This is a genomic window from Corallococcus sp. Z5C101001, assembly GCF_007352635.1.
Taxonomy (GTDB): Bacteria; Myxococcota; Myxococcia; order Myxococcales; family Myxococcaceae; genus Corallococcus; species Corallococcus silvisoli.
Genome location: NZ_VKLU01000004.1, coordinates 197,425 through 219,552, shown reverse-complemented (window position 1 = coordinate 219,552; position 22,128 = coordinate 197,425). Strand labels below are relative to the sequence as shown.

At 70.2% G+C, this 22,128-nt stretch carries 18 protein-coding genes; 10 read left to right on the top strand and 8 right to left on the bottom strand.

Annotated elements, in window-relative coordinates:
• Window positions 1-37 precede the first annotated feature (37 nt).
• From FOF48_RS09525 to FOF48_RS09510, 4 genes are all read right to left on the bottom strand, one after another.
• Window positions 38-1,297: a hypothetical protein gene (locus FOF48_RS09525; protein ID WP_255442021.1), complete on the bottom strand. Its 1,260-nt coding sequence runs from the start codon at window positions 1,295-1,297 to the stop codon at window positions 38-40.
• A gap of 74 nt (window positions 1,298-1,371) precedes the next feature.
• Complete coding sequence (locus FOF48_RS09520) at window positions 1,372-1,779, bottom strand: hypothetical protein (protein WP_143900139.1); 408 nt, start codon at window positions 1,777-1,779, stop codon at window positions 1,372-1,374.
• 50 nt (window positions 1,780-1,829) lie between these two features.
• Window positions 1,830-2,873: a diguanylate cyclase gene (locus FOF48_RS37525; RefSeq protein WP_143900137.1), complete on the bottom strand. Its 1,044-nt coding sequence runs from the start codon at window positions 2,871-2,873 to the stop codon at window positions 1,830-1,832.
• Between the two features lie 149 nt (window positions 2,874-3,022).
• Window positions 3,023-3,643 carry a tRNA (guanosine(46)-N(7))-methyltransferase TrmB gene (locus tag FOF48_RS09510; RefSeq protein WP_143900135.1) on the bottom strand — a complete coding sequence of 207 codons (621 nt, stop codon included), beginning with the start codon at window positions 3,641-3,643 and terminating at the stop codon, window positions 3,023-3,025.
• Window positions 3,644-3,723: 80 nt separating this feature from the next.
• Between FOF48_RS09510 and FOF48_RS09505 the strand changes: the two genes are divergently transcribed.
• From FOF48_RS09505 to FOF48_RS09475, 7 genes are all read left to right on the top strand, one after another.
• Entirely contained in the window at window positions 3,724-4,650 is a 927-nt protein-coding gene (locus FOF48_RS09505; protein ID WP_143900133.1) for a bifunctional riboflavin kinase/FAD synthetase, read from the top strand.
• 205 nt (window positions 4,651-4,855) lie between these two features.
• The gene (pilB, locus tag FOF48_RS09500) at window positions 4,856-6,556 is read left to right on the top strand and encodes a type IV-A pilus assembly ATPase PilB (RefSeq protein WP_143900132.1); all 1,701 of its coding nucleotides are present in this window, start codon (window positions 4,856-4,858) and stop codon (window positions 6,554-6,556) included.
• Window positions 6,557-6,599: 43 nt separating this feature from the next.
• Entirely contained in the window at window positions 6,600-7,712 is a 1,113-nt protein-coding gene (locus tag FOF48_RS09495; RefSeq protein ID WP_143900130.1) for a type IV pilus twitching motility protein PilT, read from the top strand.
• Between the two features lie 55 nt (window positions 7,713-7,767).
• Window positions 7,768-9,024 (top strand): type II secretion system F family protein, encoded by a 1,257-nt coding sequence (locus tag FOF48_RS09490; RefSeq protein ID WP_143900128.1) that lies wholly within the window; start codon window positions 7,768-7,770, stop codon window positions 9,022-9,024.
• A 61-nt stretch (window positions 9,025-9,085) separates the two neighbouring features.
• On the top strand, window positions 9,086-10,621 hold the full coding sequence (locus tag FOF48_RS09485; RefSeq protein ID WP_143900539.1) for a nitrogen regulation protein NR(II): 1,536 nt from the start codon (window positions 9,086-9,088) through the stop codon (window positions 10,619-10,621).
• Window positions 10,618-12,060 carry a sigma-54 dependent transcriptional regulator gene (locus tag FOF48_RS09480; RefSeq protein WP_143900126.1) on the top strand — a complete coding sequence of 481 codons (1,443 nt, stop codon included), beginning with the start codon at window positions 10,618-10,620 and terminating at the stop codon, window positions 12,058-12,060. Before FOF48_RS09485 ends, FOF48_RS09480 begins: the two co-directional genes overlap by 4 nt.
• A 282-nt stretch (window positions 12,061-12,342) precedes the next feature.
• Window positions 12,343-14,670, top strand: a complete 2,328-nt coding sequence (locus FOF48_RS09475) for a YfhO family protein (protein WP_143900124.1) — start codon at window positions 12,343-12,345, stop codon at window positions 14,668-14,670.
• Here FOF48_RS09475 and FOF48_RS09470 read toward each other — a convergent pair.
• The 4 genes from FOF48_RS09470 to FOF48_RS09455 form a co-directional block, all read right to left on the bottom strand.
• Window positions 14,667-15,434, bottom strand: coding sequence for an ABC transporter permease (locus FOF48_RS09470; RefSeq protein WP_143900122.1), 768 nt, complete (start codon window positions 15,432-15,434; stop codon window positions 14,667-14,669). The genes FOF48_RS09475 and FOF48_RS09470 overlap by 4 nt on opposite strands.
• Window positions 15,431-16,411 carry an ABC transporter ATP-binding protein gene (locus FOF48_RS09465; RefSeq protein ID WP_143900120.1) on the bottom strand — a complete coding sequence of 327 codons (981 nt, stop codon included), beginning with the start codon at window positions 16,409-16,411 and terminating at the stop codon, window positions 15,431-15,433. Before FOF48_RS09465 ends, FOF48_RS09470 begins: the two co-directional genes overlap by 4 nt.
• Window positions 16,392-17,306 (bottom strand): M48 family metallopeptidase, encoded by a 915-nt coding sequence (locus FOF48_RS09460; RefSeq protein WP_143900118.1) that lies wholly within the window; start codon window positions 17,304-17,306, stop codon window positions 16,392-16,394. Before FOF48_RS09460 ends, FOF48_RS09465 begins: the two co-directional genes overlap by 20 nt.
• A 96-nt stretch (window positions 17,307-17,402) precedes the next feature.
• Window positions 17,403-18,005: a type IV pilin protein gene (locus FOF48_RS09455; RefSeq protein WP_143900116.1), complete on the bottom strand. Its 603-nt coding sequence runs from the start codon at window positions 18,003-18,005 to the stop codon at window positions 17,403-17,405.
• Window positions 18,006-18,236: 231 nt separating this feature from the next.
• On the opposite strand from FOF48_RS09455, the gene FOF48_RS09450 reads away from it, so the two are divergent.
• The 3 genes from FOF48_RS09450 to FOF48_RS09440 are packed head-to-tail and all read left to right on the top strand — an operon-like array spanning window position 18,237 to window position 21,994.
• On the top strand, window positions 18,237-19,406 hold the full coding sequence (locus tag FOF48_RS09450) for an A24 family peptidase (protein ID WP_143900114.1): 1,170 nt from the start codon (window positions 18,237-18,239) through the stop codon (window positions 19,404-19,406).
• A gap of 22 nt (window positions 19,407-19,428) precedes the next feature.
• Window positions 19,429-20,547, top strand: a complete 1,119-nt coding sequence (locus FOF48_RS09445) for a sensor histidine kinase (RefSeq protein WP_143900113.1) — start codon at window positions 19,429-19,431, stop codon at window positions 20,545-20,547.
• Between the two features lie 34 nt (window positions 20,548-20,581).
• The gene (locus tag FOF48_RS09440; protein ID WP_143900110.1) at window positions 20,582-21,994 is read left to right on the top strand and encodes a sigma-54 dependent transcriptional regulator; all 1,413 of its coding nucleotides are present in this window, start codon (window positions 20,582-20,584) and stop codon (window positions 21,992-21,994) included.
• Window positions 21,995-22,128 lie beyond the last annotated feature (134 nt).

Here is a 22,128-nt window from a genome sequence, read left to right as displayed (position 1 = left end):
GAAGCCCAGGCCGCCCTTGAGGCACCACCGCGGAACGTCAGCCCGCGGTGTCCGGCGTCGAACCGTCCGCGCCGTCGGAAGCGTCCTCGGCGGGGGCCGGCGGCGCCTCGAAGCGCAGGAGGGCGTGCAGCGGGATGAACAGCTCGTGTCCTGGCTCGCCCAGCAGCACGTCGAAGCGGCCCACGCGCAGCAGCGGCGCCGCCACCGTGATGCCGTTGCGCAGCGTGAGCTTCACCGTCTGCCCGATGTGCGGCAGGAACGGCCGCGGGTCTGAATAGGGGCGCTTGTCCGGCTGGCGCGCCACCTGCGCGGGCTTCTGCGTGAGCTTCGCGTCGCGCTCCAGGGTCGGCATCAGCCGCTCCCAGTCACCCCTGCGCGCGATGAGCACCACCTGGAGCTTCTCCAGCCGGCCCGTGCGCTCGAAGGTGAAGGCGATGGCCTCCTCCGACAGGAGCGTGTCCAGCAGCGAGCGCTCCGCGAGCACCACCGACAGCTCCGTCTTCTGCTCGATGAAGGCGCCCAGGAAGTCCGCCACGAGCGCGTTGTCCACCTGACCGCGCGCCTGCTTGATGGCCGCCTTGCGCTGGCTGCGCTCCTTGCGCGCCATGAACTCCGCCACGGTGAGGCCGCTCTGGAGGATGCCGAAGGCATCACCCAGCGACAGGCCCGCCGTCTGGCCCATGAGCTCGTAGACCTGGTCGAAGCGCTTCGCCTCCTCGGCGTGCAGCTTGCGCCAGATGCGCGCCTTCATCTTGCCTTCCAGCTCTCCCTTGGCGATGCGCGCCGGCACGTGCTCGCGCGTCGCCAGCGCCAGGATCTGCTCCGGCGTGGGCGGCGGGCGCGGCGTGCTGGGGCGCGGCCCGAAGCGGCCCGGAGGCCCGCCCGGGCGCGGAGGCCCACCCATCCCGGGCCCCCGGGGAGCGGCCGGCCTGGGCGAGGCACCCGGCGTGAAGCCCGGGGCCACGGCTCCCGCGGGCCGGGGTGGGGCGGCGGGGGCCGTCGTCGCCGGGCCCGGCGTGGGCCGGGGCATGGGGGCGGACAGACCCGTGGGCGCCACGGGCGTCGCCGGCCGGGGGGCCGGGGCGGCAAGTCCGCTCGGCTTCGGCGTGGGCGCCGGGCCCGGCGTGGGCCGGGGCACCGACGTCGCGCTCGCGCCGGAGGACGCCGGGGCGGCAGGCGCCACCGGCGTGGGCCGGGGCGTGGGCCTCGGCGTGGGGCTGGGGGCGGCCGAGGACGGAGCCACCGGTGCGCCGGGCGTCGAGCCCGGGCGCCGGATGACTTCGACTGCGGGGGCCACCCGCCGTGTCTTCCTATCGTTCACGGTTGTACGTTACCTGATGCGCGGGGTCCGGGCATGCCCGGGCTCGCGGCTTAAGGGGATGCTGAAAAGTCCACCTTCCACCCGGACGGCTCCCTCACCATCCGGACCTCGCCCGACCTTCCCGCCGAGCTCACGACCAAGGTCGCCTCGTCGCCCTCCTGGCGGAGCAGCTTGACCTCCTGAACATCGGGCGTCCCGGGGACATTCGCGAAGAACAGCGCGAGCGGCTCCGGTTTCACCATGCCCCCCGACGCATCGCTGACCTGCTGGGCCCGAGCCTTCAGGACCTGCTGGGTCGCTTGGGACAGGCCCGCGTAGGCCTTGGGCAGTTCGCCCCGCTGCACATGCCGGTGGAACGTCTGGTAGGCCCCCACGGGGGAGTCCGGCTGGAGCCGGTTGCAGCCGCCCAGGGCGAGGAGGGCGAACAGCAGCCAGGTCGTCGTCGCGAGCGGGCGCATGGAGCCTCCGGTTTAGGTCAAACCGCCTCCGTGGGGAAGCGCGAGCTGCGTCACGCCGCATGCTGGTGGACGCGATTGCGTCCCGTGCCCTTGGCTGAATAGAGGCTCGCGTCCGCCGCGCGCAGCAGCGCCTCCGTCCCCGGCAGGTCGTCCGCCGGCACCGTCGCCACGCCAAGCGACGCGGTCAGCTTCACCTCCTGTGACACCCCATCCGTCCCCCGCCACGTCAGCTCCAGCCGCTCAATCGCCTCCCGCACCCGCTCGCACGCCCGGAGCGCGTCCTGGGGCGCCGCCTCTGGCAGGAGCGCGATGAACTCCTCGCCGCCGTAGCGGGCCAGCAGGTCCACCTCCCGCAGCGTCGCGCGCGCCGTCTGGGCCACCGCGCGCAGCACCTCGTCGCCAAAGGGGTGGCCGAACGTGTCGTTGATGCGCTTGAAGTGGTCGATGTCCAGCATCACCAGCGACAGCGGCGAACGATACCGCCGCGAGCGCATGAACTCCTCGCCCAGCCGTTCCTCGAAGTATCGGCGGTTGAACAGGCCCGTGAGCGCGTCCGTGCGGCTGAGCGCCAGCAGCTCCTGGCGGCGGCGGTCCAGCTCCCGGTTGGCCCACTCCAGCTCCCGGTTCTTCTCCAGGAGCGCGTCCTGCAAGGCCTTCAGCCGCAGCATGGACTTCACGCGCGCGCCCAGCTCCAGCATGTCGAAGGGCTTCACCAGGTAGTCGTCCGCGCCCAGCTCCAGCCCCTCCACCTTGCCCGCCGCCTGCCGGGCCGTCATCAGGATGACCGGGATGAAGCCGAAGCCGCCTTCGCCCGCGTTCGCCTTGACGATGCGGCACACCTCCACGCCGCCCAGGCCCGGCATCTCCACGTCCATCACGATGAGGTCCGGCCGTCCCGCGCGGATGGCCGACAGCGCCTGCGCGCCGTCCAGCGCCTCCTTGAACACGTAGCCGTGCGGGGCCAGGCCCTCGCGCACGTGCCGCACCTGGGCCGGATCATCGTCCACGATGAGCACCGTGCGCCCCGCGAAGTCGTTCGCCGGTCCGCTCCTGCGCACGGCGTCCGGCATCCGTTTCCTTTCGGCTTCTGGCATGAGGCGCCAACCCCCCAGGATGCGGCCGTGGCCCACGTCGCGAGTGTCACCCGGGGCGGGAACCCCGTGCCCGGATTCTCCTCCGGGTGGGGGGCGCTGCCAAGGGCCCCAAGACCGCCGTCGCGACCCCGGGTCCGGGCCGCGACACACTACGGCGCGGGTTTCACCAGCCGTGCGCGGTAGACGGGTTCTGCGGAGGCCAGGTAGCGCCGCTCGCGGGTGGAGGGCACCTCCTCCGGGTCGTACGGGTGGAACACGCCCGTGCCCAGCGGGTTGTGGAAGCCGGCCGCCTCCAGGATCTCCAGCATGGCCACCCCGCGGTCCTGCACGTCGGTGCGCATGTCGAAGCGGCCGCCCGGCTTGAGCAGGCCCAGCATCAGCTTCGCGAACTGGGGCTGCACGACCGCCCGCTTGGCGTGCGAGCGCTTCCACCAGGGGTCGGGGAACTGGAGGTGGATGACGTCCAGCGACCCGGGGGCGAAGATGCGCGGTACGACGAAGCGCGCGTCGGATTCGATGACGCGCAGGTTGGTCAGCCCCGCCTTCTCCCCGCGCATCTGCGTGTCGCGCGCGTACTTCTTGCGCCACTCGAAGGCCACGAAGCGCACGCCGGGGTTGCGGCGGCAGTACTCCAGCGCGTGCCCCCCCGCGCCCGAGCCGATCTCCAGCTCCAGCGGGCCGGTGAAGCCGAACTCCGCGTCCCAGTCCGGGGGCGCATCCAGGGGGACGAACTTGAGGCCGACTGGATCAGGGAGCAGGGCAGGGCGCATGGCGGGGGCGGGCGCCTCTAACCATGGAGCCGCGTGGGTTGGCCAGGGCAAAAGCGCGCGGGGTGGTATAGGGAGGGGTCATGAAGGTCTTCCAGTCGGTGTCCGAGGCGGGCCGCCAGCTCCAGGGGCAGGCCCTCGCGCTGGGCAACTTCGACGGTGTGCATGTGGGCCACCAGGCCCTCTTCGCCGAGGCCCGGCGCCACGCCCCCGCGGGCGCGCTCACCTTCCAGCCCCACCCGGGCAAGGTGCTCCAGCCAGACCTGGCGCCCAAGCTCATCACCCTCTTGCCGCGCAAGCTGGAGCTGTTGGCCGGCTGCGGCCTGGACGGGGTGGTGGTGCAGGCCTTCACCCGCGACTACGCGCGCAGCTCTCCCGCGGACTTCGAGGTCGACCTCTTCGACACCCTGGGCGTGGCCCACGTCGTCGTGGGCGGCGACTTCACCTACGGCGCCCACCGCGCGGGCACCGTCACCACCCTGCGCGAGGCCGCGGCGAAGCGGGGCGCCCAGGTCCACGTCGTCCCCTCCGTGCACGTGGACGGCGTCGTCGCGTCCTCGTCGCGGATCCGCGAATACATCCTGGAGGGAAGGGTGGGAGCGGCCCGGCGCCTCCTGGGACGCCCGTTCGACCTGGATGGCACGGTGGTGTCCGGCGCGGGGCGGGGGCGCACCATCGGCTTTCCCACCGCCAACGTGGACACGCAGAACGAGCTGCGGCCCGCGCCCGGCGTGTACGCCATCCGTGTGCGCCTCCGGTCGGAGGCTGGCGGCCCGTGGCGGCCGGGGGCGGCCAACATCGGCGTGAAGCCCACCTTTGGTGGAACGGAGGTCACCATCGAGGCGCACCTCCTGGACTTCACGGGGGACCTCTACGGCCAGGAGCTGCGGGTCCAGTTCCTGGAGCGCCTGCGGCCCGAACAGCGCTTCGGCTCCGTCGCGGAGCTGGTGGGTCAAATCAAACGCGACGTGGAGGCCGCCCGCACCGTGGCGGCCCGTGGCGACGGGTAGGGTCCGGTGATCCTCCGGGAGGGGGCTCCGGACAGCGAGGGAGCACGCCAGGGCGCCTTGACAGGCCGCGCATCGGTTTCCTCTAATCCATGAGGATCCGTGCCAGGGCTTCAAGCCCCTGTCGCCCCCCCATCCCCCCTTGGGGCCCCGCCTTGGCCGGGGCTCTGGCTGTTCCCTCCTCACGCTCTAAAGAGGCACCCCAGAAATGTCCGGTCGACTCGGTGAATTGCTGGTGCGCGAGAACCTCATCTCCGTCCAGCAACTCCGCAAGGCGCAGGAGGAGCAGCAGAAGAGTGGTGCGCGCATCGGCACGGCGCTCATCAAGACGGGCGCCATCGAGGAGTCGAAGCTCACCGACTTCCTGTCGAAGCAGTACGGCGTGCCGGCCATCAACCTGAAGGACTTCGACATTGATCCGGACATCATCAAGCTCGTGCCCAAGGAGGTGGCCGAGAAGCACCTGGTGATCCCGGTCAACCGCGCGGGCCCGTCGCTCATCGTGGCCATGTGCGACCCGTCCAACATCTTCGCGGTGGACGACCTGAAGTTCCTCACCGGCTACAACATCGAAGCCGTGGTCGCGTCGGAGATCTCCATCCGCGAGTCCATCGAGCGCTACTACGCGGAGAAGGGCCCCTCGCTGGAGGACATCGTCGGCGACGTGAGCGACGACATCGAGGTCGCCAAGGAGGAGCAGGAGAACCTGGATGAGATGGCCAAGGCCGCGGACGACGCGCCCGTGGTCAAGCTGGTGAACCTCATCCTGATGGACGCCATCAAGAAGCGCGCGTCCGACATCCACATCGAACCGTACGAGAAGGACTTCCGGGTCCGCTTCCGCATCGACGGCGTGATGTACGAGGTGATGCGCCCGCCCATGAAGCTGCGCAACGCCATCACCAGCCGTCTGAAGATCATGGCGTCGCTGGACATCTCCGAACGGCGCCTGCCGCAGGACGGCCGCATCAAGATCAAGATCGGCGGCGGCAAGGAGATGGACTTCCGCGTGAGCGTGTGCCCCACGCTCTTCGGCGAGAAGGTCGTGATGCGCTTGCTCGACAAGAGCAACCTGCAGCTGGACATGACCAAGCTGGGCTTCGACGCGCAGCCCCTGGCCTGGTTCAAGGAGGCCATCGACCGGCCCTACGGCATGGTGCTGGTGACGGGCCCCACGGGCTCCGGCAAGACGACGACGCTGTACTCGGCGCTCTCCAGCCTCAACGACGTGGGCACCAACATCTGCACCGCGGAGGACCCGGTCGAATTCAACTTCGCCGGCATCAACCAGGTGCAGATGCACGAGGACATCGGCCTGAACTTCGCGGCCGGCCTGCGCTCGTTCCTCCGCCAGGACCCCGACATCATCATGATCGGTGAGATCCGCGACTTCGAGACGGCGGAAATCGGCGTGAAGGCGGCGCTCACCGGCCACCTGGTGCTCTCCACGCTGCACACCAACGACGCCCCGGGCACGGTGAGCCGTCTGCTCAACATGGGCATCGAGCCGTTCCTCGTGACGGCGTCGCTCAACCTCATCCTCGCCCAGCGTCTGGCGCGCCGGCTGTGCCCGGCCTGCAAGCGCCCCGCGGAGAAGGTGGACGAGCAGGCCCTCATCGACGCGGGCATCCCGCCGGACAAGATGGGCACCTTCACCATGTACGAGAAGGTCGGCTGCCGCGAGTGCAACGACCGCGGCTACCGCGGCCGCGTGGCCATCTACGAGGTCATGCCCTTCTGGGATGGCCTCAAGGAGCTGGTCATCAACGGCGCCTCCGCGGCCGAACTGAAGCAGGAGGCCATCCGCCTGGGCATGAGCAGCCTGCGCATGAGCGCGCTCAGGAAGCTGATGGACGGCATGACCACGCTCGAAGAGGTCGTGGGCAACACCGCGCCGGACCGCTTCTAGTCACCTTCCTCCACCACACCTCTCCGCGACAGGACACGCATCCGTGGCCAACCTGCACCAGCTCCTCAAGGCGATGGTCGAGAAGGGCTCTTCCGACCTCCACATCACCACCGGCTCGCCGCCGCAGCTGCGCGTGGACGGTGAACTCGTCCCGCTCAAGACGGCGCCGCTCACCCCCGTGGAGACGAAGCAGCTCTGCTACTCCATCCTCACGGACGCGCAGAAGCACAAGTTCGAGGAGGAGAACGAGCTGGACCTGTCGTTCGGCGTGAAGGGCCTGTCGCGCTTCCGCGCGAACATCTTCATGCAGCGCGGCGCCGTCGCCGGCGCGTTCCGCACCATTCCCTTCAAGATCCTGACGTTCCAGGAGCTGGGCCTGCCGCCGGTGGTGGCGGAGCTGGTGAAGAAGCCGCGCGGCCTCATCCTGGTGACGGGCCCCACGGGCTCCGGCAAGTCCACCACGCTGGCCTCGATGATCGACAAGATCAACACCGAGCGTCATGAGCACATCATGACCATCGAGGACCCCATCGAGTACCTGCACCCGCACAAGAACTGCCTGGTGAACCAGCGCGAGGTGGGGGCGGACACGCGCAACTTCAAGACGGCCCTCAAGTACATCCTGCGCCAGGACCCGGACGTGGTGCTGGTGGGTGAGCTCCGCGACCTGGAGACCATCGAAGCGGCGCTCACCATCGCGGAGACGGGCCACATCTGCTACGCGACGCTGCACACCAACAGCGCGGTGCAGACCATCAACCGCGTCCTGGACGTCTTTCCCCCGTACCAGCAGCCCCAGGTGCGCGCCCAGCTGTCCTTCGTGTTGGAGGGCGTGATGAGCCAGGCGCTCGTGGCCAAGGCGGGCGCTCCGGGCCGCGTGCTGGCGCTGGAGGTCATGGTGCCCAACCCCGCCATCCGGAACCTCATCCGCGAGGACAAGGTCCACCAGATCTACTCCTCCATGCAGGTGGGCCAGGCGAAGTACGGCATGCAGACGTTCAACCAGGCGCTGGCCGCCCTCCTGGCGCGCCGGCTCATCACCCAGGACGAGGCCTTCGGCCGTTCCTCCGACCCGGAAGAGCTGCGCAACATCCTGGCCACGGGCGGCGCCCCGGGGGGAGCCCAGCGGCCGGCCGGAGGAGCGGGCGCCCGTTAGTTTTCCGACGTGAATTTCGCGGGTTAGACTCGCGCCCTCCCCGGAGGTCCAGGTTATGGCAGCACCAGCGGTCCAGCAGAAGGCGACAGCGTCCAAGAAGAACACGGCCCAGTTCCTCTGGGAGGCGAAGACCAAGAGCGGGGAGAACAAGAAGGGCGAGATGGAGGCCTCGGACATCGAGGCTGTCAACGCACGTCTCAAGTCCCTGGGCCTCAACCCGACGAAGGTGCGCAAGAAGAGCGCGCTCGACGGGGAAATCAGCCTGCCCGGCCTGGGCGGGGTGACGGGCAAGGACATCCTCATCTTCACCCGCCAGTTCGCGACGATGATCGACGCGGGTCTGCCGCTGGTGCAGTGTCTGGACATCCTGGCCAGCCAGATGGACAACCCCGCCTTCAAGAAGGTGGTGTTCGCCATCAAGGGCAAGGTGGAGCAGGGCAGCACCTTCGCGGACGCGCTGAAGGAGCACCCCAAGGTCTTCGACGAGCTCTACGTGCAGCTGTGCGCCGCGGGCGAGGTGGGCGGTATCCTCGACACCATCCTCAACCGGCTCGCCGCCTACCGCGAGAAGAACGAGAAGCTCAAGGCCAAGGTCAAGGGCGCCATGACCTACCCCACCATCGTCATCCTGGTGGCCATTGGCGTGACGGCGCTGCTGCTCCTCAAGGTGACGCCCGTCTTCGAGAAGATGTTCGCGGACTTCGGTTCACAGCTGCCGGGCCCCACGCAGGTGGTCGTGGACCTGTCGAAGTTCGCGCAGGAGTACTTCCTCCACGCGGTCATCGGCGTCGCCGCGCTCGTCTTCTCCTTCACCTGGACCTACCGCCAGCCCCGGGGCCGCAAGTTCTGGGACAAGCTGTTCCTCAAGCTGCCCCTGTTCGGCGACGTGCTCCGCAAGGTGGCGGTGGCGCGCTTCACGCGCACGCTGGGCACGATGATCTCCTCGGGCGTGCCCATCCTGGACGCGCTGGACGTGACCGCGAAGACGGCCGGCAATCGCACCGTGGAAGAGGCCATCTATTACGTCCGCGGGAAGATCGCCGAGGGCAAGAACATCGCGGGTCCGCTGCTGGAGACCAAGGTGTTCCCGTCGATGGTGGTGCAGATGATTGGCGTCGGCGAGGCGACGGGCGCCATGGACACGATGCTCAACAAGATCGCGGACTTCTACGACGACGAGGTGGACACCGCCATCGGCGCGCTGACGTCGATGATCGAACCGCTGCTGATGGTGTTCCTCGGCGGCGTGGTGGGTGGCTTCCTCATCGCCATGTACCTGCCCATCTTCAGCCTTGCCGGCGCGATCAAGTAGCGCGCGCCTGGAGGGTCGGGCGCCTGGCGCGGCCTCCGGGCTGCGCCCGCGCCTGGTGTGGCTGGTGTTGTTCCGCACCGTCGCGGCGAGCCTGTCGCTCGTGGTGACGGTGGTGCGCCTGCTGACGCAGCCGGCGCAGGAGCCCAGCCGGGCGGACTCGCTGTCGTTCGCGGTCATCGCGGGCGCCTACGTCCTCACGGTGGTGACGGGCCTGCGGCTGCGCCGGGGCACCGCGGGCCGCCTGGACGCCACGGTGACGGTGGTGGGCGACGTGCTCATCGCCACCGGGCTCGTCTACCTGAGCGGCGGCGCGGACTCGCCGCTCACGTTCCTCTACAGCCTGGCCGTCATTGGCGCGGCGGTGGTGCTGGACTGGCGGGGCGCGCTGGCGGCGGCGGCCGTCTCCGCGTTCGCCTTCACCGCGCTCCTGCTCGTCATCCGCCTCACCACGCCCGCGGACGTGGTGACGGTGCCGGGCGGGCGGGTGCTCTTCGTGCTGGGCAGCAACGCGCTGGCGTTGGTGCTCATCGCGGTCCTGTCCGGCTACCTGTCGCGCCAGCTGTCCGCCACGGGCGGCGCGCTGTCCCAGAGCGAGGCGGACCTGCGCCGGTTGGGGAGGCTGCAGCAGCTCATCCTGTCCTCCATGCCCTCGGGGCTCGTCACCTGCGACGTCGAGCGGCGCGTCACCTTCCTCAACTCGGCGGCCAGCGGCATCCTCCAGGTCGACACCTTCATGGGGGTGGGGCAGCCCTTGGAGCAGCTGCTGCCGGGCGTGATGGGGTTGACGCCGCGCTCCGTGCGAGGCGAGCTGCGGGTGCGGACGCCCGGGGGCAACCGGGTGCTGGGCCTGTCGGTGTCGCCGCTGGAGGGCGAGGCCGGGGCGCTGCTCATCGTCTTCCAGGACCTCACGGAGCTGCGGCGCATGGAGGAGGACCTGAAGCGCACGGACCGGCTGGCCAGCCTGGGGGCCCTGTCCGCGCAGCTGGCGCACGAAATCCGAAATCCGCTCGCCGCCATGCGGGGCTCCGCGCAGCTGCTGGCTCAGGAGCAGTCCACCGACGCGGTGGTGAAGAAGCTCACCGGCATCCTCACGCGGGAGGCGGACCGGCTGGCGCGGCTGGTGGAGGACTTCCTGCGCTTCGCTCGACCGCAAGAGCCCCAGCGCCGCCCGGTGGCGCTGGACGCCCTGTTGTCGGAGACGGTGGAGATGCTGCGCGCGGACCCGCTGGCGCGCGAGGTGCTGATGGAGGTGCGGGTGCCGGAGGCCCTGACGGCGCCGGTGGATCCGGATCAGCTGCGCCAGGTGCTCATCAACCTGGTGCGCAACGGCTTCCAGGCGGCGGGTCCGCGGGGCACGGTGAGGGTGGCCCTGGCGCGCGCGGAGAAGGAAGCGCAGATTCGGGTGTGGGACTCGGCCGGCAGCATCACGGAGGAGATGATGGGACACCTGTTCGAGCCGTTCTTCACCACCCGCAACGGCGGCACCGGGCTGGGGCTGTCCACCGCGCACTCCATCATCCGCGCGCACGGCGGGAGCATCCGCGTGACGTCGCATCCGGCTGACGGCACGGAGTTCCTCGTGGGGCTGCCCCTATGACAGCGCCTTCCGTCCATGACGGAGGTCCGCGCGGACACGTCCTGGTGGTGGACGACGAGCTGTCCATGCGCGAGTACCTGGAGATCTTGCTCGTGCGGGAAGGCTACGCCGTGACGAGCGTGCCCGCGGTGGAGCCTGCCCGCGCGGTGCTGGAGAAGGACCAGGTGGACCTGGTCATCTCCGACATGAAGCTGGGCACGGGCAGCGGCCTGGACGTGCTCCGGGCGGCCCGCTCGCGCAAGGAGCCGCCGGAGGTGGTGCTCATCACCGCCTTCGGCACGCCGTCCTCCGCGGTGGAGGCCATGCGCGAGGGCGCGTACGACTACATCTGCAAGCCCTTCGACAACGAGGAGCTGCGGCTGCTCGTGCACAAGGCGCTGGAGAAGCGCGCGCTGCGGCAGGAGAACAGCACGCTGAAGGCGCGGCTGCTCCCGGGGTTGGGGGGGCTGCTGGTGGGGACGAGCCCCCGCATGCGGGCCCTGTGGCAGCTGGTGGAGAAGGTGGCGCCGGGCCGGAGCACGGTGCTGGTGACGGGAGAGAGCGGCACCGGCAAGGAGCTGGTGGCCCGCGCCGTCCACCTGCGGGGCCACCGCGCGGCTCAGCCCTTCCTGCCCTTCAACTGCGCGGCCCTCAACGAGGGCGTGCTGGAGAGCGAGCTGTTTGGCCACATGCGGGGGGCCTTCACCGGCGCCACCCATGAGCGGCCGGGCCTGCTCGTCTCCGCGGGCGAAGGCACGGTGATGCTGGACGAAGTGGGGGAGATGCCCCTGTCCACGCAGGTGAAGCTGTTGCGCGTGTTGCAGGAGCGCAAGGTGAAGCCGGTGGGCAGCGCGGCGGAGATTCCCTTCCATGCGCGCGTCATCGCCGCCACCAACCGCCGGCTGGAGGCGGAGGTGCAGGCGGGCCGCTTCCGCGAAGACCTCTTCTACCGGCTCAACGTCATCACGCTGGAGCTGCCCCCCCTGCGTGAGCGTGCGGAGGACATCCCGCACCTGGCCACGTTCTTCCTGTCCCGGCTGTCGGAGGAGCTGGGGCGTCCGGGCCTGAGGTTCGCGCCGGAGACGCTGGTGCTGATGGAGCGCTACGCCTTCCCGGGCAACGTGCGCCAGTTGCAGAACATGGTGGAGCGCGCGGCCACGTTGTCGGACTCGGACGTGCTGGGGCCCACGACGTTGCCGCCCTCCGTGCGGGGCGAGGCGGAGCCCCAGGTGCGCGCGGGTGACGGCGGCGAACCCATGCTGGGGCAGGGCTTCAACCTGGAGCGGCACCTGGACGACCACGAGCGCCGGCACCTGCTGGCCGCGCTCAAGCAGGCGCAAGGGGTGAAGACGCGCGCCGCGGAGCTCCTGGGCCTGTCGTTCCGTTCGTTCCGCTACCGGCTGGCGAAGCACGGGCTCACGGACGAACTGGATGAGCCGAGCGGGACGCGCACCGGTTAGTTCCCTCCGGAAGTCGCGAGCGAAGGCGGAGTCCGCGGAGCGCTCCCGCACGTGTGCGGGCCGGTGGGCGCGCGGGAGATGCGAACGCGCCGCTGAAGGATGCGCTCTGGCCGCCAGACGGACCTGATGCCCGCGTGCGAGGTCCTGGCGCGGGCCGATGCCGCGGTCTCCGCCCCACCTCGCGGAGCGCACTCCGCTATGGTCCGCGGGGCCGGAGGGCCAGGGAGCGCGATGAGCGACCAGGAGCGCAGGGCAGTGGTGGGGCGTTGGGGGCGAGTCGCGGTGGCGGTTCTCCTGTGGGGACTCTTCTTCTTCCGGGCCCTCTTCACCTCCGGGGTCTTCCTGGCCGGAGACACGCTCCGGGCCTTCTACCCGATGCGGTACTACGGGGCCTCGAGGCTGGCCGCGGGCCAACTGCCGGAGTGGCTGCCGTATGACGGCCTGGGGCAGTCCTTCCCGGGCATCTTCATCACCGGGATGTTCCATCCCACGCTGTGGCTTCACCTGGTGCTGTCGCCCGGCGTCGCGGTGAAGGTGACGCTGCTGGGATGCTTCCTGGTGGCGCTGGGAGGGACGTACGCCCTGGTCCGGAGCCTGGACGTGCCTCGTGCGGGCGCGCTGTTCGCGGGCGTCACCTTCACGTTCTGCGGCTACCTCGTCTGCGTCACCAACAACCCCACGTACCTGCTGGCCGCGAGCACCGTCCCGGGCGCGCTCTGGCTCGCGCTGCGCTTCCTGCGCGGGCCCTCCGTGGAGCGGCTGTCGTTCGCGGGCGCGGGGCTGGCGCTGGTGGCCTTCGCCGGTGACGCCCAGGCCTTCGCCATGGTCAACGCCCTGGTCGTGCTGCTCGCGGTGGTGGATCCGGAGGCGGGGACATGGCGCCGGCGCTTGGTCGCGTGCGGGCTGCTCATCGTCGCCGGAGGTTTGATGGCCGCGCCGCAGCTCCTGCCGGCCGCCGCGCTCGCCTCGGCATCGGAGCCAGGGGCCCGCTCGCTCGGGGAGGCGCAGCGCTTCTCGCTCCACCCGTTGCGGCTGTGGGAAGGCCTCGCGGGGCCCTTCCTCGTGGACGCGGAGGGCGTCCAGGGCATCCCCAACGTCGTGGTGACGCACCTGGTTCCCTCCGGAGGCTTCGGTCGCGTCTGGGTGGACTCGGTGTACCTGGGGACGCCAGCCTGCGTGCTGGCGCTGGCGGGCTTCGTCGCATCCCTCCGCCGCTGGAGGGCCTGGGTATTGATGGCGGCCTGGTTGATGCTGCTCGCGCTCAGCCTGGGAGACGCCCTGCCGGTGTACGGCTGGGTCTACCAGCTCCTTCCACTGTGGAGGCCCTTCCGCTATCCGGAGAAGCTGGTGCCGCTCGTGTCCCTGGGGCTCGCGGTCGCCGCAGGGTTGGGGTGGAGGCGGTGCCTGGCGTCGGGGGGCGCGTCCCGGGCCATCATCTGGGTGGGAGCGTTCGTGGCGCTGCCTTGCGCGGGGCTCGCGCTGGCGGAAGGAGGAGGGCAGTGGTGGAGCCAGCACTGGCTGCGGAGCCGCTGGCCAGACGTCCCGGAGCCCGTCCGACAGGGGCTGTCCACCAACGTCGTCGCGACGGCGTCCATGGCCGCGGTGCTCGCGCTCGCGTGCGTGGCGCTCGTCCTGCTGCGAGAGCGGCCGTCCCTGCGGGACGCGCTGTTCGTCGCGCTGCAGTGGGGCGCGCTCGCGCGGGCCAACGAGCCTCTCTACCAGCTGTCACCCGCGGAGCTGCTGCGAACGCCGCCGACGTTCGTCCAGCGCATCCGCCAGTTGGCGCCTGGGGATGAGCCCATCCGGGTGGCCTCCTCGCTCCGGGAAACCAGCGTGCCGCGTCTGGCGGGGGTGCCCTACAATGATGGCCTCCACCTGGTGCAGCTGTCCGCCCTGGCCCCGGACATGGTGGCGCTGTGGGGCCTGGAGAGCGCGAATGAGTATCTGCCCGGCGTGAGTCCTCGCGTGCGGCAACTCAAGGGGAACCGGGCGCATTGGTTCACCCGGCTCGCGCCGCGGCTGGGCACCCGGTTCCTCGCCTATGCCACGTCGGAACACGCGGAGCTGGGCTCCCGGCTGACGGCGAGGCGCACCTTCGAGGATCCGCTGCTGGGGCTCACGCTGGTGGAGTACGCGGACGCGGCGCCGCGCATCCACCTGGCCCGTCCCGAGTGTGTCGCGGGGAGGGAGGAGGCCGCGCGGCGGCTGCTATCGCCCACGCTCCCGCCGCCCGATGTCGCCATCGTGGAATGCGCGACCCCTCTGCCGCCCGCGCCGGAAGGGGCGCTGGGGCAGGTCGACGTGGCACCTGGTACGCCGGAGCACCTGACGGTGGGCGTGGAGGCGCTCGGGCCCGCGGTCCTCGTCGTCAACGACGCGTATCAACCCGGCTGGAGCGCGACGCTGGACGGGCAGCCTGTCTCCATCCTCCCCGCCGACGTGGCGGTGCGTGCGGTGGTGGTGCCCGCCGGCCAGCACGTGGTGGAGCTGCGCTACCGCACCCCCGGCCTCACCGCGGGCCTGTTGCTGGGCGCCGCGGCGTGGCTGGGGTTGGCCCTGGCCTGTCTGGGGAAGCGCCTCGGACCCAGGCGGCGTCCCGCGGCGGCCTAGCGGAAGTCGCGCCGCTCGAAGATGAAGATGGCCAGCGTGGTGAGCACCAGCGTCCACGCCAGGCTGTAGCCCACGCCGGACAGGAACGTGGACGCGTCCACCGGCAGCGCGTACGTGGCCTGGGGCCGGAAGTTCACCCGCTCCAGGTTGGGCAGCAGGTAGTAGAGCGTCTTGCCGATGCCCCGGATCGCGATGCTGTCCGAGCGGTTGGCGAGCGTGTACAGGTCACCCGTCAGGTGCCCGGTGAAGTACATGCCCGTGGTGGCGATGGCGGACACCGCCGGCCCCGCGAAGCTGGAGAACAGGATGCCCACGCTGCTGATGATGAGCAGCTCGAACCACAGCCCCGCGCTCGCGAGCAGCTGGGTCGTGGTGACGTCCGCGCCGAAGAGCAGGAGCTCCCCCAGGAAGACGAGCGTCATCGCGACCAGCAGCGCCCCCAGCGTCAACATCGTGCCCGCGAGGCGCGCGAGCAGGAACTGACGGCGCGACACGGGCTTGCTCACCACCAGGAAGATGGTGCGCCGCTCAATCTCCCGGCTGAGCAGGCTGCTGGACAGGAAGATGGTGAGGAAGACGAGGATGATGCTCATCATCCCCAGTCCGAAGTCCGTCAGCACGCGGTCGAACGTCGCGACCGTGACTTCCGTCACCAGGGAGGAGGACAGCAGCACCACGGCGGCGAACACGCCCACCACCACCGTCACCCGGTTGCGGCGCGCCTCGCGAAAGCCGTTCCACATCATCGCCGAGAAGGCGCTCACGTGTTGATCTCCCCACCCACGCTGGTCGCGCGGCCTGATTCCTTCAGCGCGTTCATGAACAACTGCTCCAGGGAGAACGTCGCCGGCTGCATCCGGTTCACCCGTCCGCCCGCGCCCAGGACGCCACCCAGGAGCCGCTGGCTGTCCACGTCCGCCACCTGCAACATCACGCGCCCGTCGAGCGCCTGCAGAGACTCCAGCGGTATGCCCAGCCCGCGAACCTCGTCGGGCTTCATCCCCTCGACGACGACCTCCACCGTGGGGACCTGCGCGGACACCAGCTCCCGCACGCTGCCCTCGCGCACCCGGCGGCCGCCCACCAGCACCGCCAGCCGGTCGCAGAGCGACTCCACGTCCGGGATGATGTGGCTGCAGAACAGCACCGTGGTGCCCTTGTCCCGCTCCGCCAGGATGAGGTCGCGCATCTGCCGGCGCCCCAGCGGATCCAGGCCGCTCGTCGGCTCATCCAGGATGAGCAGCTTCGGCCGGCCGACCAGCGCCTGCGCCAGGGCCACGCGCTGCACCATGCCCTTGGAGTAGCGGCGGATCTGCAGCTTCTCCGCGCCCGCCATCTCCACCGCGCCCAGCACCTCCGTGACGCGCAGGTCCAGGTCGTGGCCGCTGAGGCCCGCGAGCTGCCCCGCCAGCGTCACGAACTCCCGGCCCGTGAGGTACTCGTATGGGGCGGGGTTCTCCGGCAGGAAGCCCACCAGCCGCCGGGTGGCCGCGTCCTCCACTGGCTGTCCGAAGAGGCGCGCGGTGCCGCCGCTGGGGCGCACCAGGTTCATCAGGATCTTGATGGTGGTGGATTTGCCGGCGCCATTGGGTCCGAGCAGGCCGTAGATCTGACCGGTGTCCACCTGCAGGTCCAGTGACTGCAGGGCCCGTACGGTGCGGTTGAACCAGAAGCCGACCTTGTATGTCTTCTCGAGCCCCTGCGTCTGGATGGGCGGGGCTTCAGGGCTGGGATTCGTCATGGCTCGTGACTCGGGGCTTGGGCATCAGGCGTTCGCCGTCGTCGGTGCGTTCATCCTGGATGAGTTCCATGCGGAAGCGCACGGCGTCGGAGTAGGCGCGGCCATCCTCCCCCACGAAGAGCTTGCCTCCCAGTGGATCCTCCGGAACCCGGGCGAGGTCTCCGGCGGCGACCAGCGCGCGAAGGTTGTCGGGCAGGTGGCCCTCGCGGGCGCGGTAGCTCTCGATGGCCGTGTCAATGGATCGCAGCACGCGCTCCTGGAGGATCTCCTGCACGCGGCGAGCGTAGAACTCGCGCGTCTCGTCGTCCGTCGCGCCGTCGCGCAGGGCCATGCTGAGGGACAGGCCGCTGTCGAAGTCACCCGACTGTGCATAAAGCCGCGTGGCGAGCGCGGAGTACCACGAGGGTGCGTCAGGACGCTGGGACATCCTCTCGATGATCTCCGCTGCTTCCTTGTACTTCTTCTCGAAGAACATCAGGTTGTACGCCAGCTGGAAGGACAGCCGCTCGTTGCCCGGCAGGTGCTGGAGCCCTTTTCGGAGGATCGCGCTGGACTCCGTGACGTTGGCGTACTCGCCCTTGCCCAGGTGCACCGGCATCGTGATGCCCGAGTAGAAATAAGCCTGCCAGAAGGTGGGATCCAGGTCGGTGATGAGGTCCGCGTAGTCGTAGATGTGGCGGTACTCGTCCGGCCGGTTCGCCGCCCCGATGCGGTTGAGCAGCATGATCCAGAAGTAGTCGGTGACCAGGCCCTGCTGGGACTTGAAGAGCGTCTTGAGCAGTCCGGGGCGGGGCAACAGTGGGCCACCCCCCTGCCTGGACACGGGCCGGGGGGGCGCGGACAGCAGCGCCAGCAGCAGCACGCCCGGGACGAATCGCAGGTACACCTTGACCATGGCTTCACCCAACGAAAATGGGGCGCCCGAAATGCCCGGGCGCCCCATCGATTCTGCCATCACCCGCTGCTGATGGGGATGGTTTGAAGAATCAGATTACTGGTCGCAGCTCACGTCGTTGTACGCGTTGCCCGGCTCGCCGGCGGCGACCAGGTTGGTGTCCACGCCGCAGGTGGCAGCCAGCGTCTCGCCCAGCGGGTTGGAGGTGATGCCCCAGGCGTCGCCGATGGGGTCGTTGTCGACGTTACCGACGGCGTTCGCGCTGAACCAGCAGTTGGGGCAGTTGGCGACAGCGGCCTGCACGCCCAGGGCGGCGATCGCGTCCTTGGCGGCGGGCGCGGTGAGGAACTTGGCCACGTCCTGGCCAATGCAGCCCGCCTTGGCGCGCGCGGTGCGGCCGTTGGCGGGGGAGGTCTCGGCGCAGTTGGCGATCAGGCCGTAGCTGTAGCGGTTCGCGGGCTCCGGATCGAAGCCGATGACCGTGAAGTCGGAGGAGTACTTGTCCTTCTCACCAAAGAACGACTTCTCGGCCGTGAAGATGGCCTTGAGGTTCGTCTTCGCCTCGGACTGCTTCGACTTCGCCTGGAAGCGGATGAAGTTCGGGATGGCGATGGCGGCCAGGATGCCGATGATGGCGACCACGATCATCAGCTCGATGAGGGTGAAGCCACCCTTCTTCCGGAAGAGACGGTTCATCATGTTTGGGAACTCCGCGGCAGGGGCAGAGGGGGGTTGGACGACGGCGGGAACGTTAGCACGAAGAGTGCCATGCCCAACAATCCCGCAACCCACGGGATTCCCAGGGCAGGCAGGGGAGGGTGGGGATGGATCGGCGGGATGCCTGCCAAAAATTGTCACCAGCGCTGACGGTTTTCGTCTTCCACCGCGAAGTCGCCAGGTTCGGAGGGCGCGGGTAGGATTCCGGGCTCCGTGACGTTCACCTACGCGCCGGGCTGGGCCGAGCCCCTCTTCATCCTCTTCCTGTTCTTCCTCGGCCTGTGTATCGGCTCCTTCCTCAATGTCGTCATCGCGCGGGTGCCCGAAGGCCTGAGCATCGTGCGGCCGGGGTCGCGCTGCCCGAAGTGCGGGCACGTGCTCTCCTGGTACGAGAACATCCCCGTGCTGTCGTGGCTGGGGCTGCGCGGGAGATGTCGCGGCTGCGCCATGCCCATCTCCCCGCGCTACGTGCTGGTGGAGCTGCTCACGGGCCTGTTGTTCCTCGCGTGCCTCAAGCGCTTCGACTGGACGTACGCGCTGGTGCCCGCGCTGGTGCTGGTGTTCCTGCTGGTGCCCCTCACCTTCATTGATCTGGAGCATTGGATCCTCCCGTTCTCGCTCACCCTGCCGGGCATCGCCGCGGGCGTGTTGCTGGCGATTCCCCGGGGCTCGGGCGCGGTGGTGCAGGCCGTGGTGGGAGCGGCGGTGGGCTTCGGGGCCTTCCGGTTGATGGAGTACGTGGGCTGGCGCCTGTTCAAGCGCGAGGCGCTGGGCGGTGGGGACAAGTTCCTCGTCGCGCTCTTGGGCGCGTTCCTGGGCTGGCACTCGCTCCTGGGCATCCTCTTCTTCTCGTCGCTGCAGGGCTCCATCGTCGGCGTGGCGCTCCTGGCCCTCACGGGCCGGGCGGGTCCACGAGGCGCGGCCGAACAGACCGGGGAGAAGGGGGCTGAGTCCGCGCCGCCGGAGGTCCACGCCGAGGCGCGGGCGGCGGAAGCCCCTCCACCTGGGGCCGGAATCGGCGACGCGCAGCGGGCCCACCCTCCCCAGGGACCGGATGCCGACGCCCCCGTCACCCCGACCGTCGCCGCGACACCCGAGGGCGAGGAGGAGGAGCCCGAGTCCACGATGACGTGGGACTTCACGAAGCCCGGGCTTCCCCTGTGGAAGCGGGTGTTGCTGGTGCCCTGGTGCCTGGTCTTCCAGCCCATCCCGGACGCACCGCTCGACGAAACCGGCGAAGAGGAGGAGTGGGTCCCCGGTCCCACCAACATCCCCTTCGGCCCATGGCTCGCGCTTGCGGGGCTGGAGGTGATGCTGCTGGGACCGTGGCTCGCGCGCGTGCTGCCGTTGGATGTGGCGCTGATGCTCGGTGGGACCCGGTGAGGGGCCCGCCGCCGGTGCAGGGATGAAGTGGCGCATCGCCAGCGTGGCCTTCCTCCTGGGCTCGCTGTCCACGGGACTGTCGTGGCTGACCCTGCAGCCGGTGTTGATCCGCCTGCTGGACATGGCGCGCCGACTGGCACTGCCGGGGTCCCTGGACATGGAGGCGCTGTCGCGGATCCGCGCCTTCCTTCCACTGGCGTTGGGTCTGGATCTGCTGGTGCTGACCGTCCTCGCGTACGGGGTCCTGGACCTCGCGGTGGGCCGCCCGCTGCGCGCCACCGAGAAGGCCGTCGCGCAGCTGGGCCGGCTCCAACTGGATGTGCCGCTGACGGGGCAGGGCGGCCCGCTCGTGGCGCGCATCCAAAGTGAACTCCAGCGCATGGCGGAGGCGCTGCGCCAGGAGCAGGCACTCACCCGCTCCCAATTGGAAGCGCTGCGCGAGGCGAACGCGCGGCTCGCGAGGGCGCAGACGGAGCTGGTCGCCTCCGAGCGGCTGGCCACGGTGGGAAAGCTGGCGGCGGGGGTCGCGCACGAGGTGGGCAACCCGCTGGCGGGCATCCTCGGCTATCTCTCCCTGGCGCGCTCCAGGGCGCGGGAGCCCGAGCTGAAGGACTTTCTTGAGCGCATCGACCACGAGGTGCTGCGCATCGACCGCATCGTGCGAGGGCTCCTGGACCTGGGCCGTCCCGCCAGCACCCAGCCCGGGCCGGTGGACGTGGGGCAGGTGGTGGAGACCTGCGTGCGCCTGGTCCGGGCCGGGCCGGAGCTGGACCGGGTCGACGTGATGTTGGATGTGACGCCCGGCCTGCTGGCCCGCGCGGATCCAGGCCCGCTGTCGCAGATCCTCATCAACCTGCTGCTCAACGCGGCCCAGGCCATGGGGGGCGAGGGCCGGGTGCGCGTCTCCGCCCGGCGCGAGGACGCGCTCCTCCACATGGAGGTGGAGGACAGTGGCCCGGGCTTGTCGCCCGAGGCGAGGGCGCGCCTCTTCGAGCCGTTCTTCACCACCAAGGGGCGGCAGGGCACGGGCCTGGGGCTCGCGGTGTCCCTGAACCTGGCCCAGGGCATGGGGGGACGGCTGGACGCGCGCGACGGCGCGGGTGGCGGCGCGTGCTTCCGGTTGTCCCTGCCGGCCGCCTGAAGGCGCATCCGGGCGTATGATGGGCGGCACCCCCATGCCCCTCTTCCGCACCATCCTCGTCGCTGACGACGAGCCGTCCATCCGCCACATCCTCACCCTGGTGCTCACCGACAAGGGTTACGACGTGCGCGCCGTCGCGGACGGCGATGAGGCCCTGCGCGAATTGTCCGCCCGCGCCTACGACGTCCTCCTGACCGACGTGCGCATGCCCCGGCGCGACGGGCTGTCGGTGTTGCGGGCGGCGCTCGCGGACCATCCCGGCCTCACCGTGGTGGTGATGAGCGCGTATGGCTCCCAGGAGCAGGCGCTGGAGGCGGTGCAGGCGGGGGCGTACGACTACGTCCAGAAGCCCTTCAAGCCAGAGGAGATCGTCCTCGTCCTGCGCAAGGCGGAGGAGCGCGAACGGCTGGTCCGCGAGAACCGGCGCCTGCACGAAGCGCAGCTGCCTGGCGCGTCCGGGGGGCACATCCTGGGCCATAGCGCCGCGCTCCAGACGGTGCTCAAGCAGGTGGCGCGCGTGGCGCCGGTGGACACCACGGTGCTCATCTCCGGGGAGAGCGGCACTGGCAAGGAGCTCATCGCGCGCGAACTGCACGGCAAGAGTCGCCGCTCCGCCATGCCCTTCGTCGCGGTCAACTGCGGCGCGATCCCCCACGGACTCCTGGAGAGCGAGCTGTTCGGCCATGCGAAGGGCGCGTTCACCGACGCACGCACCGCCCGCCGGGGCCTGTTCGCGGAGGCCGACGGCGGCACGCTCTTCCTTGATGAGGTGGGCGAGCTGCCCCTGGGCGCGCAGGTGAAGCTCCTGCGCGTGCTCCAGGAGGGGGAGATCCGCCCGGTGGGCGAGAGCCGCGTGGAGCGCGTGGACGTGCGCGTGGTCGCCGCCACGCTGCGCGACCTGGGCAAGCTGGTGGAGAAGGGCGAGTTTCGCGAGGACCTCTACTACCGCCTCAACGTCGTGAACCTCACCCTGCCGCCCCTGCGCGAGCGCCGCGAGGACGTTCCCGTGCTCGCCAGGGCCTTCCTCCACCGCTTCAACCGCGACCTCAACCGTGATCCGCCCGTGGAGGGCTTCACCCCGGAGGCGGAGGCCCTGCTCACGGCCTACGCCTGGCCGGGCAATGTGCGCGAACTGGAGAACGCCATGGAGCGCGCGGTGCTCCTCGCGGAGGGCACGCACATCGCGCCCGGCAGCCTGCCGGAGAAGCTGTGGGCGGCTTCCGCACCCGCGGCCGCCGGGACGGCGCCACCGCTACAGGTCGGGAGCGACCTGTCGCTCAAGCGCGCCATCCGAGAGCTGGAGGAGTCCTACATCCGGGCGGCCCTCCGCCGCACGAAGGGCAACCGCACCCGGGCGGCCGAGGTGCTGGACATCAGCCACCGGGCGCTCCTCTACAAGATCAAGGAGTACGGCATCGATCCAGACGCGGAAGGCTCCCGGAGCTGAGGGCCGGAGCGAGGTCCTTCGGGAGGCCGTCGCAGGAATTCTCCGTCGCTATTTGACGGAACGCGTCCGGAGCCGGAAAATCGGGCCTCCGCGAAGGCAGGTCCCGGGGGCGCGGTCGTGGTGTCGGTCTTCAC

Bases quoted from the DNA above. Each gene is read 5' to 3' on its own strand.
- FOF48_RS09460 (WP_143900118.1), bottom strand. From the start codon at position 17,306: ATGGTCAAGGTGTACCTGCGATTCGTCCCGGGCGTGCTGCTGCTGGCG.
- FOF48_RS09480 (WP_143900126.1), top strand. From the start codon at position 10,618: ATGACAGCGCCTTCCGTCCATGACGGAGGTCCGCGCGGACACGTCCTG.
- FOF48_RS09510 (WP_143900135.1), bottom strand. From the start codon at position 3,643: ATGCGCCCTGCCCTGCTCCCTGATCCAGTCGGCCTCAAGTTCGTCCCC.
- FOF48_RS09520 (WP_143900139.1), bottom strand. From the start codon at position 1,779: ATGCGCCCGCTCGCGACGACGACCTGGCTGCTGTTCGCCCTCCTCGCC.
- FOF48_RS37525 (WP_143900137.1), bottom strand. From the start codon at position 2,873: ATGCCAGAAGCCGAAAGGAAACGGATGCCGGACGCCGTGCGCAGGAGC.
- FOF48_RS09490 (WP_143900128.1), top strand. From the start codon at position 7,768: ATGGCAGCACCAGCGGTCCAGCAGAAGGCGACAGCGTCCAAGAAGAAC.
- pilB (WP_143900132.1), top strand. From the start codon at position 4,856: ATGTCCGGTCGACTCGGTGAATTGCTGGTGCGCGAGAACCTCATCTCC.
- FOF48_RS09465 (WP_143900120.1), bottom strand. From the start codon at position 16,411: ATGACGAATCCCAGCCCTGAAGCCCCGCCCATCCAGACGCAGGGGCTC.
- FOF48_RS09445 (WP_143900113.1), top strand. From the start codon at position 19,429: ATGAAGTGGCGCATCGCCAGCGTGGCCTTCCTCCTGGGCTCGCTGTCC.
- FOF48_RS09440 (WP_143900110.1), top strand. From the start codon at position 20,582: ATGCCCCTCTTCCGCACCATCCTCGTCGCTGACGACGAGCCGTCCATC.
- FOF48_RS09455 (WP_143900116.1), bottom strand. From the start codon at position 18,005: ATGATGAACCGTCTCTTCCGGAAGAAGGGTGGCTTCACCCTCATCGAG.
- FOF48_RS09505 (WP_143900133.1), top strand. From the start codon at position 3,724: ATGAAGGTCTTCCAGTCGGTGTCCGAGGCGGGCCGCCAGCTCCAGGGG.